The sequence below is a fragment of the Mucilaginibacter gossypii genome (assembly GCF_900100945.1).
GTDB lineage: Bacteria > Bacteroidota > Bacteroidia > Sphingobacteriales > Sphingobacteriaceae > Mucilaginibacter > Mucilaginibacter gossypii.
On the sequence record NZ_FNCG01000019.1, the window covers coordinates 66,588 to 81,024 of the forward strand.

Annotated in this window: 13 protein-coding genes; 8 read left to right on the top strand and 5 right to left on the bottom strand. The window is 42.2% G+C overall.

The window, feature by feature from the left end:
• Positions 1–167 precede the first annotated feature (167 nt).
• Both BLS28_RS25915 and BLS28_RS25920 read left to right on the top strand, forming a co-directional pair.
• A complete protein-coding gene (locus BLS28_RS25915) occupies positions 168–374 on the top strand; it encodes a DUF2683 family protein (RefSeq protein ID WP_091174625.1) in 207 nt (68 codons plus the stop codon).
• Positions 371–661 (top strand): type II toxin-antitoxin system RelE/ParE family toxin, encoded by a 291-nt coding sequence (locus BLS28_RS25920; protein ID WP_091174627.1) that lies wholly within the window; start codon positions 371–373, stop codon positions 659–661. Before BLS28_RS25915 ends, BLS28_RS25920 begins: the two co-directional genes overlap by 4 nt.
• Before the next feature lie 177 nt (positions 662–838).
• On the opposite strand, the gene BLS28_RS25925 is transcribed toward BLS28_RS25920, so the two are convergent.
• A complete protein-coding gene (locus BLS28_RS25925) occupies positions 839–2,641 on the bottom strand; it encodes an AsmA family protein (RefSeq protein WP_091174628.1) in 1,803 nt (600 codons plus the stop codon).
• Positions 2,642–2,882: 241 nt separating this feature from the next.
• Between BLS28_RS25925 and BLS28_RS25930 the strand changes: the two genes are divergently transcribed.
• The 6 genes from BLS28_RS25930 to secG all read left to right on the top strand — a co-directional run bounded on the left by BLS28_RS25930 (position 2,883) and on the right by secG (position 9,057).
• On the top strand, positions 2,883–3,740 hold the full coding sequence (locus tag BLS28_RS25930) for a hypothetical protein (protein ID WP_091174631.1): 858 nt from the start codon (positions 2,883–2,885) through the stop codon (positions 3,738–3,740).
• Positions 3,741–3,886: 146 nt separating this feature from the next.
• Positions 3,887–5,392, top strand: a complete 1,506-nt coding sequence (locus BLS28_RS25935) for a MiaB/RimO family radical SAM methylthiotransferase (protein WP_091174632.1) — start codon at positions 3,887–3,889, stop codon at positions 5,390–5,392.
• A gap of 108 nt (positions 5,393–5,500) precedes the next feature.
• Complete coding sequence (locus tag BLS28_RS25940) at positions 5,501–6,757, top strand: sigma-54 interaction domain-containing protein (protein ID WP_091174634.1); 1,257 nt, start codon at positions 5,501–5,503, stop codon at positions 6,755–6,757.
• 5 nt (positions 6,758–6,762) lie between these two features.
• On the top strand, positions 6,763–7,287 hold the full coding sequence (locus BLS28_RS25945; RefSeq protein ID WP_091174636.1) for an LptE family protein: 525 nt from the start codon (positions 6,763–6,765) through the stop codon (positions 7,285–7,287).
• A gap of 21 nt (positions 7,288–7,308) precedes the next feature.
• Entirely contained in the window at positions 7,309–8,679 is a 1,371-nt protein-coding gene (locus BLS28_RS25950; RefSeq protein WP_143020874.1) for a hypothetical protein, read from the top strand.
• Between the two features lie 9 nt (positions 8,680–8,688).
• Entirely contained in the window at positions 8,689–9,057 is a 369-nt protein-coding gene (secG, locus tag BLS28_RS25955) for a preprotein translocase subunit SecG (protein ID WP_091174641.1), read from the top strand.
• A 453-nt stretch (positions 9,058–9,510) separates the two neighbouring features.
• Here secG and BLS28_RS25960 read toward each other — a convergent pair whose 3' ends face one another.
• From BLS28_RS25960 to BLS28_RS25975, 4 genes are all read right to left on the bottom strand, one after another.
• Positions 9,511–9,849 carry a hypothetical protein gene (locus BLS28_RS25960; RefSeq protein ID WP_090534362.1) on the bottom strand — a complete coding sequence of 113 codons (339 nt, stop codon included), beginning with the start codon at positions 9,847–9,849 and terminating at the stop codon, positions 9,511–9,513.
• Positions 9,850–9,937: 88 nt separating this feature from the next.
• Positions 9,938–10,807, bottom strand: coding sequence for an aldose 1-epimerase family protein (locus BLS28_RS25965; protein WP_256337540.1), 870 nt, complete (start codon positions 10,805–10,807; stop codon positions 9,938–9,940).
• 111 nt (positions 10,808–10,918) lie between these two features.
• Positions 10,919–13,366 (bottom strand): bifunctional YncE family protein/alkaline phosphatase family protein, encoded by a 2,448-nt coding sequence (locus tag BLS28_RS25970; RefSeq protein WP_091174643.1) that lies wholly within the window; start codon positions 13,364–13,366, stop codon positions 10,919–10,921.
• A 108-nt stretch (positions 13,367–13,474) separates the two neighbouring features.
• Positions 13,475–14,365 carry a helix-turn-helix domain-containing protein gene (locus BLS28_RS25975; protein WP_091174646.1) on the bottom strand — a complete coding sequence of 297 codons (891 nt, stop codon included), beginning with the start codon at positions 14,363–14,365 and terminating at the stop codon, positions 13,475–13,477.
• Between the last annotated feature and the right edge of the window lie 72 nt (positions 14,366–14,437).

The following is a 14,437-nucleotide window of genomic DNA, read 5'->3' on the forward strand; positions in this document are numbered from 1 at the left end:
CTGATAATTATCTTACGGTTAGCCTTAGTCGAATACTATATGAACGAAGCTTTACTCTATCCAGGAAAAATTTGCGGATAATTCATGATCCTCAAAAAGAGATCCTGAGGGGACACGAACGGCACCCGGGATTTTAAATAGCTTTAAGGAATTAGTATATTTGTTATATGGATGCATTAATTGTTTACCCTGAGAATAAGGAGCAGATGGCAGCTTTAAAAGCAGTGATGAAAGCCATGAAAATATCTTTTGAACAAAAAAGCGAAGTTTACCCGGATTACGTGGTTAAGGGAGTTAAAGAATCACTAAAACAAGCTGATGAGGGAAAATTAACTCCATACACCGGATTTAGGAATGTTCTAAACAGAAGATGAGTTTAGAAATCCTATCTACGCAAAATGCGGACGAAACATTTATAGCAGTTTACGACTTTATTGAAATCCGTTTCGGAAAAAAAGTTGCTGATAAATTTTTAGAAAAGACTGAAAACATCGTAGCTCTAATAGCAGAATATCCACTTATGTATAAAGCTACATCTATAGATGTCAATGTAAGAATTGCAATTATCAGTAAACACACTTCTCTATTTTACCGGGTTACAGAAACATCTGTTCATCTCTTATACTTTTGGGACAATCGTCGGGATCAGTTGTTTTTATAACAAGTTCCCCAATCAATACCCCGCCGTTGTGGGTGTTCATCACAGGTGTTCGAAGATAAAGTTGTCTCTTTTTTAAATGAACATTTTCGCCCAAATTTTATCTTCCGAACACCAACAGCGGCGGAAGAAAACTCGAGGGGCTCCATTTTCAAATCTTCAAATTGAATAATTTTCAAATCAAAACTTCCCCTGGTCCATCAGCTTTTTTCGCTCTGCTTTTCTTTTTTGGCGTTGTGCCTTATTCTTTAACCGTTCTTCCTTGTTTTTGAGGTGCTCGTCGATGCGGTCTTTAGTGGCTTTTTGGCTTTCTTCATCAAGGCCGATGCATGGTTTGATTCCGGTGAGTAAGGTTTTCCAAACCGTTTTAAAAAAAGGCGAATCTTTAGGTCGCTTATATATTACTAATGACGAAGTGAGCTTTCCCTTATCATCAGGATTACTACGCCTGATCACAAACAGGTTAGCAAATATCGACATGATCGATTTCCTTTTAAAGCGGTCGTTAGCAGTATCTGGTTTTAATAATACCACCTTTAAATCGTTATATAAAAAATCAACCTTGCCTTTAAATACCTTGCTGTTGGCCTGGATATCAAAGCTGAATTTTTTTACACTGCCCGATGTCATTTTTACCATAGCCAAAGGCATGGTAGCTGGATTTAGCCTTCCAAATTCCATTGGTCCTAATGTGCCCTTATAACTGAAGGCGGCATCTTCATCACTTAAATTAAATTTCAATTGCACATCGAGCCGGCCGCGGTTCATAAAATAGGTTGTCAGATCAACAAGGGTAATGTTGTTTTTGGCTATGGCCGATGGATTGTTAGTAATATTATAAATAGCCCCGCTGGTATTATTAAAGGTAACGGTGCCTGTTTTTTGAGATTTTTTATTGAACTCGTTATAAACCACATCAACGTGCCGGATTTTCATGGTGTCGATCCTTAAATCAAGGTTTAATTTCCTGATCATCATATTGGGGAACGTTTTAACCTTGTCGGTTATAGGATCTGGTTTCTTACCCGGATTGGTGAAAGCAGTTATCTTGCCATTTGTCATGGTTAGGCTTGAAGCAGAAACTGTGCGGTATTTGTGATAATTTAGGTAGTCAAAATTGTTTAGCTGCACAGAATCGGCCAGTAAGCCCAGCCTGTCTTTCTTGCTTTTATCAAAAAAAACGTCCGATTTAGTAGGCTGCATAGCAAGTCCTTCGATATTTAGGCGTGATGTAAGGGTGGAGAGTTTAAGATGCCTGATCTTATAAGCGTACAAGCCGCTTGGTGTTTCTCCGGTGTAATTGTTTAATTCGGTGACGATATCTTTGCAATAAAGCAGGCGCGATTTATCATATTGTGTAGCCGAATCAATGAGCAGGTCGTTTGCACTTAAGTTTAGCTCTTTAAGTTTGGAAATGGCCACCTTGTTGCCCGAGTAATCCTCATAGTTCAGGTTAACATCATTAAGCAATATGCTGCCGATATGGATCGATCTAAGGCTTTTGGAGATGCGTTGCCAGGCTGTACGGCGATCTTTAACAACAGTATCCCTGGTATGGTTTAGCTGGTAGCTTACATTCAGGCGTGGCTCATTCAGGATGATTTGGCCAATATTAAGCTTTTTTTGAAAATAGAGGCTAAATGGATGCACATGATTAAGCACCAGCCGTTTTACCTTAAGCTCAACCAGGGTATTGGGGGCCAGGCGTAAACGCTTTTTTTGATTATAAACTGTTGTGTCGGGCTTAAGGGTTATATTGTAAATAATAATTTTGCCCTGCAGGATATGCAGCTCGGCGTCCGAAAAATCGGCTTTGTAAAGGCTGTCGCTGCTGCTTAATACTACATCCTTTACTTTGTCGGCCAAAATGGGCGACCAATACCTGTTTACTACTACGGCCAGCAGCAATATCACTATAACCGGTATCAGCACAAATTTGAACGTTTTTTTTTGCCACTGGTGCTTTAAAAAATTGAGTGCCATTTACCGGTGTTACTTTTACTTGTGTTTTAATGCTTAACAGCAAGGTAGCAACTTTTGTTATAGCATAGCGGATGGATAAGTTATTTTTTGTTAAAACTCATACTTAATTCATCATTGTTAATGCGGAATTATATGCCGGCGTTTAACTCAAATAAAGGTTTTGTTTAACTGCAAAGCAACCCTCGGGAATTTCAGGGCGTTATGTTTATAAATATCCATAACTAACATCAAAAGACCCCCGATGAAAACAAAAATGTACTTAGCCCTGACAGGCTCAATCGCCCTAACTTTATTAGCGGCATCGTGCAAAAAAAATCACGACAACAATCCAACCACACCTAAAGCTGTTACCGGCGTACAGCTTACCTCAAACGCAACTTTTGGTAGTATCATAACGGATAATAACGGCCGTGCGTTGTACCTGTTCTCTGATGATGCCGCAAACGTTTCAACTTGTACCGGTGGATGCGCTGTAGCCTGGCCTGCCTTTTATAAAGAAAACCCATCTATAGGTACCGGCCTGGCAGCTGCCGACTTCGGCGTTATCACCAATGCCGACGGCAACAAGCAAACTACCTATAAAGGCTGGCCTTTATATTATTATGCAAAAGACGTGGCAGTTACCGATGTTAACGGTGATGGCGTTGACAAATCATGGTTTATAGCCAAGCCGGATTACACCGTTATGGTTTCCTACGCGCAACTGATAGGGCATGATGGTAACCAATACACAAGCAAAAGTATCGCCGGTACTGAAAATTCACAATATATCACAGATGCCAATGGCCGTACTTTGTACCTGTTTACCAAGGATACGTTTAAGACAAATAAATTCAGCACCGGTGTGGTGGCGCATGACGCTAATTGGCCAATCGATGCGGTAACGGCGGTTCAAAGTGTTCCTTCTATTTTAAATAAAGCCGACTTTGATGTGATAACCGTATTCGGACAAACACAACTGGTGTACAAAGGGCATCCACTTTACTATTTTGGCCAGGACAATGGTGTTAAAGGTAGCACCAAGGGTGTAAGCTTCCCTACGCCCGGTGCAGCTATCTGGCAAATCAATAATACCACCACTGTAGCTTTAACGCAATAAGTAACGGCTTATTTGAATAGGATAAACGGGTAACGCGAAAGTGTCACCCGTTTTTTTTGAAATAAATGAGATTTTATTTAATACTGACAATATGTCATTTAGGTATTTAAATTTTGTTTATTTTTGCAAACTAATTTTTTATATAAATGATGGATTTGCTTATTCCGGATAAAACACATGATGAGAGCAGGCAGGGTGAGGCGTTAATGTTAAAAGCCGAAACAGCTAAAAATAATGGCCGCAAGCTTTATATTGAAAGCTACGGCTGCGCCATGAATTTTTCTGACAGTGAGATAGTTGCATCGATATTGGCCGAAAGCGGTTTTGAAACCACTGCCGACTATAGCGTAGCCGATGTTATTTTCATCAATACCTGTTCTATCCGCGAAAATGCCGAACAACGCGTACGCAACCGTTTAAAAGAGTTTACCGTTGCTAAGGTAAAAAATCCGGGCCTGGTAGTAGGTGTATTGGGCTGTATGGCCGAACGCCTCAAATCAAAATTCCTGGAAGAAGAAAAATTAGTTGATGTTGTGGTTGGTCCGGATGCGTACCGCGATCTGCCGAACCTCATTAACCAGGTAGATGATGGTCAAAAGGCAGTTAACGTGCTGCTCTCCCGTGAGGAAACTTATGCCGATATCAGCCCGGTGCGTTTAAACAGCAATGGTATCAATGCATTTGTATCCATTATGCGCGGGTGCGACAACATGTGCTCATTTTGCGTGGTACCCTTTACCCGTGGCCGCGAGCGCAGCCGCGACCCCTTATCGATAGTTGCCGAATGCCGCGACCTGTTTGACAGAGGTTATCGTGAGGTTACTTTATTAGGGCAGAATGTAGATTCATATAAATGGACCTCTCCCCAACCCTCTCCAAAGGAGAGGGCTTTAGAAGGGCAAATTGAAGCAGGCGTTGAAAATGACAAAAGCCTCCGCTTGGGGGAGGTTGGAGGGGTAAACTTCGCTAACCTGTTAGAAATGGTGGCACTGATCGATCCTGATTTGAGGGTTAGGTTTTCAACCTCACATCCAAAGGATATCACCGATGAGGTGCTGTATGCCATCAATAAATACGATAACATCTGTAATTATATCCACCTGCCGGTACAATCGGGCAACAGCCGTATTCTTGACCTGATGAACCGCACTTATGACCGTGAATGGTACATCAACAGGATCGACGCTATCCGTCGTATCATTCCGGATTGTGCAATTTCAACCGATGTGATCACCGGTTTTTGCAGCGAAACAGATGAGGAGCACAAGGATACTGTAAGCATGATGGATTACGTAAAGTATGATTTTGCCTACATGTTTAAATACAGCGAAAGGCCGGGTACCTTAGCGGCAAAACGCTATGCCGATGACATACCGGAAGAGGTAAAACAAAAACGCTTAACCGAAATTGTAGCCAAGCAACAGGAATATTCTTTTTACAGAATGCAGGCCCGCATTGGCCGGGTAGAACGTGTACTGATAGAAGGTTTCTCCAAAAAATCAGACAAAGACTATTGTGGCCGCAGCGATCAAAACGCGATGGTGATTTTCCCGGTTGGTGAAAATTACAAGCCGGGGCAATATGTAAACGTATTGATTGAACGCAGCACAACTGCTACGTTGATAGGTAAAGTTATCCCCCAAACCCCCTAAAGGGGAGTTACATCCTGATGGTTTGGGGTGTAACAAAAAATGTTGGGATTATGATAAACAAGAATTATAAACATTTACAATAACTCCCCCTTTAGGGGGCCGGGGGGTATGGAAGTACAGGAAATAAAACAACGCTTCGGGATCATTGGCAATTCGCCATTGCTTAACCGGGCTATAACTATAGCAAACCAGGTTGCACCTACTGATATCTCGGTATTGATTACCGGCGAGAGTGGTAGTGGTAAAGAGGTTTTTTCGCACATCATACATCAGATGAGCCCACGCAAGCATGGGCCTTTTATTGCCGTTAACTGCGGCGCCATACCTGAAGGTACAATCGATTCGGAACTTTTTGGTCACGAAAAAGGAGCTTACACGGGCGCCGTTGGTGAGCGTAAAGGTTATTTTGAAACCGTAAACGGTGGTACCATATTTTTAGATGAGATTGCTGAAATGCCCCTGGGTACCCAGGCCCGTTTGCTGCGGGTGCTCGAATCGGGACAATATATCAAAGTAGGTTCGTCGAAAGTAGAAAAAACCAACGTACGCGTTATCGCGGCTACCAATGTTGATGTGTATGACGCGGTGAAGAACGGCAAATTCCGTGAGGACCTTTACTATCGTTTAAACACGGTACCGCTGAAGATTCCGCCATTGCGCGACAGGAAAGAAGACGTGTTTCTGCTGTTCCGCAAGTTTACTGCTGATTTTACCGACAAATACCGTACGCCGCCCATCCAGCTTGATGAAGAAGCGCAGCAGGTATTAACCAACTATTCGTGGCCGGGTAATGTAAGGCAGTTGAAAAACATGGCCGAACAATTGGCTGTACTTGAGCGCGACAGGATCATCACTGCCCAAACCCTGCTTACCTATATCCCGCACGAGGCCGGCGCGCGTAACCTGCCGATGCGTTTGGACAATCAGCCTAAAGAGGATTTTTCTGAACGCGACATACTGTATAAAGTATTGTTTGATATGAAGCGGGATATGGTAGAGTTGAAAAAACTGGTGGCGGATATTATTGAGCATGGCGGGGTTTCGCCGCATTATGCCAATAATCCGCAAACCTTAAATCAACTTTACCGCGATATTGAGCTGCATGGTAATAATGAAACACAATTTACTTTACAACAACCCGTTAATACCGTTACAAACACCAGCAGTAATAGCAACACTATCGACGGTTTTAATATAACACATGATGCCGAAGAGGTAGAGGAATCATTATCGCTGATTGAAAAAGAATCAGACCTGATCCGTAAGGCGTTGAAAAAACATAAGGGTAAACGCAAACTTGCCGCTAATGAACTGGGGATTTCTGAGCGTACGTTATACAGGAAAATAAAAGAACTAAACTTATAAAATTGATGAAAAAACTTTTGGGGATTATTTCGGTGTGTGTGCTGATACTTATATGTCAATCATGTTACACGCTCAAAAACCAATCAATCCCGCCCGGTTTGAAGACCATCAATGTGCAGTTTTTTGAAAACAATGCCCCGCTGGTGGTAAATAATCTAAGCCAAACTTTTACCGAAGCGTTAAAAGACAGGATCCGTACACAAACCAGCCTAAGCTTAGTCCGCGGCGAGGCTGATGCAACTATGTCGGGCGCTATTACCGGTTATTCTATCGCCCCGGTTTCTATCGAGGCAACGGCGAGCAATGTTGCGCCAATTGCTAATGCCAACAGGCTTACTATTACCGTGCGTGTTAAATTTTCATTTGATGCCGCGAAAACTCCGGCGGATAAAAAGCTTAGTTTTGAGCAAAGTTTTACTAAGTTTGCCAATTACAAGGGAGATATTTCTTCGCAGGAACAGGGGCTTATACAGCAAATTAACAAGCAATTAATTGATGATATTTTTAACGCAGCCTTTTCTAATTGGTAGGCAATTTGTATTTTCAACCACGTGGATCAATATTTGAATAGCAGGCAATACGAAATATTAGATGAACTGTTGGCCAACCCGGCCGAAACGGGTTCTTTTTATGGTTATAACCTGCAGCAACTGGTTGATGCCTACCCGCAAAGCGGTATTTTGCATGCTTTGCTTGCCCATGCCGGTACCAATAAGGATATACAGCGCGCGGCCGTTTATTACAAGCCTGTTTTACTGCATAAATTAATTCAGGAGCCCGAAGGCCTTTCTCCGGTAAATTCATCACAGGTAATTAACCTGCTTGATAGTGTTCCGGTAAATAATACACCGGCCTCCGAAAACTATTTTAATATCGGTCCCGCTGTTGATGACCTGGCTGATACACTGCCCGAAGATTTAGCCGCAGACACAGATCAGGATAAAAGCAGTTTCAATTTTATCAATATCGATGATCCTGAGCCTGAAATTGCAGATGCAGAACCGATAACGGAAGTTGCTGATCCGGGAGCAGTTGCAACTGAGCCCAACGGGGAATCAGTTTCATCTACCCACGATATAGATGATGAGGTTTACGATGAAATTGTTGGGATTGAGAATATAAGTATAGGCCAGGCTAATGTGAATGAACCTGTTGCTACTAATGTTAATACCGATGCAGCGATAAACGATAAAACAGAGGTGGCCGATGAGGCGCCGGTTGCCGTTGACGAAGCTAAAGACGTAAGGGACGATGTAACTGAAAAATGGATAATCGGTAATATCGCATCCACGGATTATTTTTTGTTTGATAACTCGGTTGTTGACACAAGGAATGATGATAAGGCGATATCGCAGGAGTCGGCTCCGCAGCCGGCAGAAATTGAAGCTACTGAACAGCAGGAGGTTTTATCAAAGTACAACGACGAGAAAATGCCTTATACCTTTATGTGGTGGTTAGATAAAACCCGTAAGGAATATGCATCAACTTATCAGCCTTATAATATTGAAACGGTTGCACAGCCAAAAAAACCTGTAGCATCTGATAGCCAGACTGCCGATGCATTACAGCATCAGTATTATGAAAATATCTTCCATTCGCAATCTCTGGAGGAGCTGGAGAAAACCCCTCAGCCCGATGTGCCGGAGATAAAAAGAAAGGAAGACATCATCATTGAGAAATTTATTAAAGAGGAGCCCCAGATCAGGCCGCCATCAATTGATAAGCTCGATAATGAGAACAAAGCAAAGAAGAGCTCGGAAGACAGAAATGACCTGGTAAGTGAAACATTAGCCCAAATTTACATCGACCAGATGTTATATCACAAAGCTATTGCAACTTACAAAAAATTGATGTTGAAATTCCCGGAAAAAAGCCGTTACTTTGCAAGCCAAATTGAGGAGTTAGAGAAGAAAACTAATTAATATAAAGAAATGTATATCGTTTTAATCATTGTTACCGTAATTGTATGCGCTCTGTTAGGGCTTATCGTACTTATCCAAAACCCTAAAGGCGGTGGTTTGGCATCAAATTTTTCAAGCTCATCACAATTAATGGGTGTACAAAAAACCGGCGACTTTTTAGAAAAAGGTACCTGGGCGTTAGCTATCACCCTTATGGTGTTATCATTGGCTATTAACGTTGCTGTAAAAGGCGGCTCATCAAGCAGCAATGATAACCCTGCACTGCGTGAGCAAATTGAAAAAGCTTCAAAACCAAGCAACGCGCTTCCTTCATCAACTCCGGCATTAACGCCATCTGCTACACCGGCAGCTCCTAAAGCCGACAGCAGCAAAAAATAGTAAATAATCAATTAAGATATATTGAAGGCCTCTGGATATATTCAGGGGCTTTTTCTTTTTCCAGGAATTTCTGTCCCATCCGGGTCTTTCAGAGATTTAAGTTAATTCACAAAATTAATCAGCAAGGCGTGTTGTTTTGCCCCTCTGGGGCAAAGGATACTTCTATTTTTCATGCTACAAACCTTTTGCACCTCTGGTGCACCTGTCTATAAGCAATTAATATATGTTTATTAAATCGTAAAAGTCTTCCCGGAGGGAGAAAATGTTTGTAGAAATAGCATCCTACTTTATCTGAACCCCAGAGGGGTTCAACTCAGTTAATTACTCAATTGGTACTAGCCAAATGAGCATTAATTTTATAGGGTAACTTAAATCTCTGAAAGGTCCTGAACGGACATAAAGAAAACGCCCCCGATTTTCGTCGGAGGCGTTTTTTATACAAGACGATTAAAATTATAATATCAGGATCAATACCAAAATAATGATGATGATAGCACCTACTGAAAGGTAAATACCACCGCCGCCAAGGGCATTGGCTTCTTTTTTCATTGATTTTAATTCGGTACGCAATTCCTTACGTTCAGCTTTGGTAAGCTCCGATTTATCCATCGCTTTGATCTCATTTACACGGGCCTTGATCTCCTCAACACGGGCTTGTTTTTGCTCGGTTGTCATGGTTGCTATTTCTTCCTTGCTTAGCGGGGTAAGCGCGTGGCTATCAGCAGCAAAGGTGTTCAACGCCGTAAATGACAGCAGCATGGTGAGGGCTAATAAATAAACTTTAGTTTTCATAGTTTTAATATTTAAGTGATTCTTTCTATGAAAGAGAAAAAGTGCGAAAAATGTTTTACCGAAGTATAAAATTATTGTAACCCAAATGTTATAAGCAAACAAAATAGGCCGATTCAAAAACATGTCCCACGCTTAATTTTTGGATAGCTTCTTTATCCTTAATATCAACGTGCTTGCCTTCGGTATCGGCGCAGCCAAGCCATGGTTCTATGCAAACAAAATTAGCCCCCGGTTTGGCCCATAAACCAAGATAATTAAAATGAGGAAATTCAAGCGCCAAGGTTTGATCATGTTTATCGCTTTTAATAGTTACCATGCGCGATTTCAGATCTTTAAAAACCAGTGCATCGTCATTAAACAGATCGCGGGTTAAATAAAGCTTTTTATTCGGAGTTGGTACCGGATGTGTTACGCCGTTAAAAAAGCCATCTTTTGATAAAAGATGGGTGTCAAAATGTTCTTCTGTTTCAAACTCCAGGTAATAATCCTCATAGTTCTCGCCTTTATTGAAGGGAACGTTAAAAGCCGGGTGCCCGCCAACAGAAAAATATATTGATTTTTTATCGAGGTTGATCACTTTATAGGTAATCCGAAGCGCGTTATCAATAAGGTGATACAGGATCTGGAAATCAAATTTAAAAGGATAAACTTTAAGCGTATTCTCGCAATTAGGTAACGAATAGCTTGCCGATGTTTCATCCGACTCCAATAAAAAAAACTCCGACTGACGTGCAAAGCCGTGGCGCGACATCGCATACTTTTCGCCATTAACCAAAAGCTCATTATTGATGAGGCCACCTACTATCGGGAAAAGGTTGGGAGCATGCCATGGCCAAATCTTTTCATCGGCCTGCCACATATGTTCGATACCTGTTGCTTTGTTAATAAATGAACTTAGCTGAGCGCCTTTGGTGTCGATAGCTACTTTAATGTGCTCGTTTTCTAAATGAGTGATCATAGGAGTATTATTAATGTGAAAGCCCGGCTTTTATAAACAACGGCCGGGCTTTAAACCAATATATTAAGGATTCGTTAATTGGATAACTTCCGGTTCAACGAAGTTAACAAATCAATCATCATCCTGTTCTTTTTTAGGTTCTAAAATTACAAAGGCACTCCTTTTTGGCGCAGGCATGACAGATGCCTCTCCTTTTACGTACTTCCAAACCACTTCATTCAGGTCGATATCCGGCACAGCATCCTCTTTGGCAAAATTAAACAACTCAGAACGTTTGCTGCTCTCGTTTACTGCTATGTTGCGCTGTTCCAAATCAACCTGTGCCGGCTTAGCAGTATATGGTGTAAGGTCGGGCTTGCTGGTAAAGCAATCATACAGCGGCATAGCTGCGGCATCATACTGGCTCATCGGCGGCAATCCTAAAATAAGCTCGATAGTACGCAAAACACCCGAGGTTGAATACATACCGTGGATCACAGCGTTGCGTTTTACATATGGACCGGCTACAAACACCGGTGAACGGTGGGCATCAATATGGTCGGGGCCGTTTTGGGCATCATCCTCCAAAATAAAAACCACCGACTCTTTCCAGATCGAACTATGTGATAAATGCTCAATGAACTGGCCAATGGCAAGATCATTATCGGCCACGGCGGCGATGGGCGATATGGCGCCTTTGCGCTGCCCGCTGGTATGGTCGTTTGAAATGCGCACGGTGTTAAAATGCGGCACCGCGTTTATAGTGAGTAACGAATCAAAGTCATGGGCCCAGATCTCAGTCCTTTTAACATCTTTCACATTCAGGTCAAAGCCCGGCGACTTGATACAAAAATGCCCTTCAAGCGATTTTAAGTTTGCTTTGCCGGGGTTACCATCGCTCACAAACTCGCCGTAAGTACGATAGCTTACACCGGCGCGTTTGCAATAATCCCATATAAAGCCATCGCGCGGATAGGCGGCTTTGCGGGTTCCTTCAAAATCATAATTGCCACCGCGGCTACCGTAACTGGTTGGCCATGTTTTTTCTACAAAATCGGTAGCATAGGCAGCCATGCTCCAGTTGTGGCCGTCGGCGCTTACCTCCGCATCAACGTAAAAGTTATCAAGCAATACAAATTCATTGGCAATAGCGTGATGGTTAGGCGTTACTTTTTTACCGAAGATGCACAACGAAGTATCGCCGTTCCCTTGCGGCATATCGCCTAAAACCTGGTCGTAAGTGCGGTTTTCTTTAATAATATAGAACACATATTTAATGGGCGACTTTTCGCCCAGGCGGCGTGGAATGGGGTTGCCTTCTTCGCCTTTGGCTGTTTTTGCAATTTTAGCAGTAAACGGCGTGTTGGCATAAACCTGCCTGGTGTAAGTTTTCAGTTCGGCATCCGACGGGCTGTTGATAAATGATAGCGTGCCTTTAAACAAACCGCCTATGTATTGCTCCCGGCTGTTGATAGCCCCTTGCTTGTAACCGCTGTTATCTGTTTTTTTAACAGGCTGCGGCCCTTTAGGATTGGCCATTGATGAAAACCCTTTGCCGTTTGATACCAGGATTTTATTACCCAATACCTTTACGTTTGTTGGGTACCAGCCTACCGGGATAAAGCCCTTGCTTTTGCTGCTGCCCGGCATAGTAACATCAAATACAGCAAGACAGTTATTATCCGCGTTGGCTATATAAAGCGTTTTCCCGTTTTGCGATAAGGCCAGGCCGTTGCTGGTTGAACCGGTGAGGCGGGTAGGATAAAGCGCTGTAGAAATGGTTTCTATTATTTTATGAGTTGAAGTATTTACTACGGATACCGCATTGTCGTTCGCATCGGCCACATACAGGAATTTCCCTTTCTTATCTAAAAGCAGTTCGTTAGGATGGCTGCTGGTTTTAATGGTGCTGAGTGTTTGCGTAGCTATGTTGTAAAAGCCAAGCATATCGCTGCCCCATAACGAAATATACAGCGTTTTTTCATCGAGCGATAAAATACAGCTGTAAGCTTCAGCAGGGAGTTTTACCTGTTTAAGGATGTCTTTTTTATCAGGATCGATAATATAAAGAGTGCTGTCTTCCTTTGTCACCGAATACAGGCGGCTGTTACTTTTGTTAGTTACCATGCCGGTAGGGCAAACCTTATTTTTGGGCCAGGCATTCGGTGCTAATTTGATGGTATCCGGGGTGCCCAATTTGTTACCGGCTATATTAAATACCAGGATCCAGTTGTCATTACCGCCTGATGCATATAGTTTTTTTTCATCACGGCTGAAAGCGAGCCCGTACCATGATTTTTTAACTACTACCTCATCAAGCAGTTTTTCATTTTTAGGGTCGATGAGCTGTACCGACTGGGTGCTTTGGCCGTTGTTGGTAACAGCTAATAATTTACCGGATACGGAAAGCTGCATGTTCAGCGGCAGATCGCCAAGCGGTAAAGACCTGCCCGCGGGACTAAGCTTCCAGCCGTTGGGCAATAGTACCTGTCCTGTTTGTTCAATTTTTCCCGGAGTTTGAGCGAAGGATTGTAATGCCGCACATAAAAGAATAATGCCGGCGATGAGTTTTAGTTTCATAAGAAAACGATTGTAATCAAAATTACAAAATCGTTTTATTCCGAAAGGCTTGTTAACAGAAACTTAATATAAATAAATTGGACTTTTCCGCGTAAGTGCCTTAGTGTATCAATTTACCAACTGTTTTTTAAACTGGTTAGGGCTGATACCCGTTTCTTTTTTAAACAATCGTGAAAAATATGGAAGGTTCTCAAAGCCAAGTTCGTATGCTATTTCAGAAACGTTTTGGTAATCACTTTTAAGACGGTTTTTTGCCTCGTTTATAAGGTAAATGTGGATCAGTTCAATAGCAGTTTTTCCTGTTTCCTGCTTAAGCATATCGCTTAGGTAACGAGGTGATAAATTAAGTTGTGAGGCCAACGCGTTAACAGAGGGCAGTCCCTGGCTTAGCAATAAGCCGTTGGTAAAATAAGCCGCTAACACTTCATTAAACTTTGATACTGTTTTACCCGAAAGCTCTGTACGGTTAATAAACTGGCGTTTGTAAAACCGTTGCGAGTATTTCAGGATAGAATCAATATGCGTAAGTATAATATCGCGGCTATATTCATCGGTGTTATTGTGATATTCGGCTTCTATCTTGTAATAAAGGTCCCACATAATCTGCTCTTCCGATGGCGAAAGGTGCAGGGCTTCGTTTGCCTCATAGTCAAAAAAAGCATATTTGCTTATTTCGTTATGCAGAAAGTGGCCGTTCAGAAAATCCTCGTGAATGAACATGATAAACGCATCCTCATCATACTCCACACTGTTAAACTGGATCACCTGCCGGGGTTTGATGAACATCATGCTGCCGTTATCGTGATCATATTTTGTACGGCCATACATGATCTGACCTGCTTTAAGTTTTTTAAACCCGATCATGTAAAAATCAGATGTAAACTCTCTTTCGCCAAACCCACAGGTGTGGGTGCACCTGTACAGGCTGAAGAGTGGGTTCTCCGGCATCGGGAAACCATTGGAGCGGTGCATATCGGCCAAATTTTTAAAATGCTGCATGATGAATAAAGATAAACAAATCTACGCCGAATTGCGGCGTAGATTATATCAAATAATACCATTTATATCAGA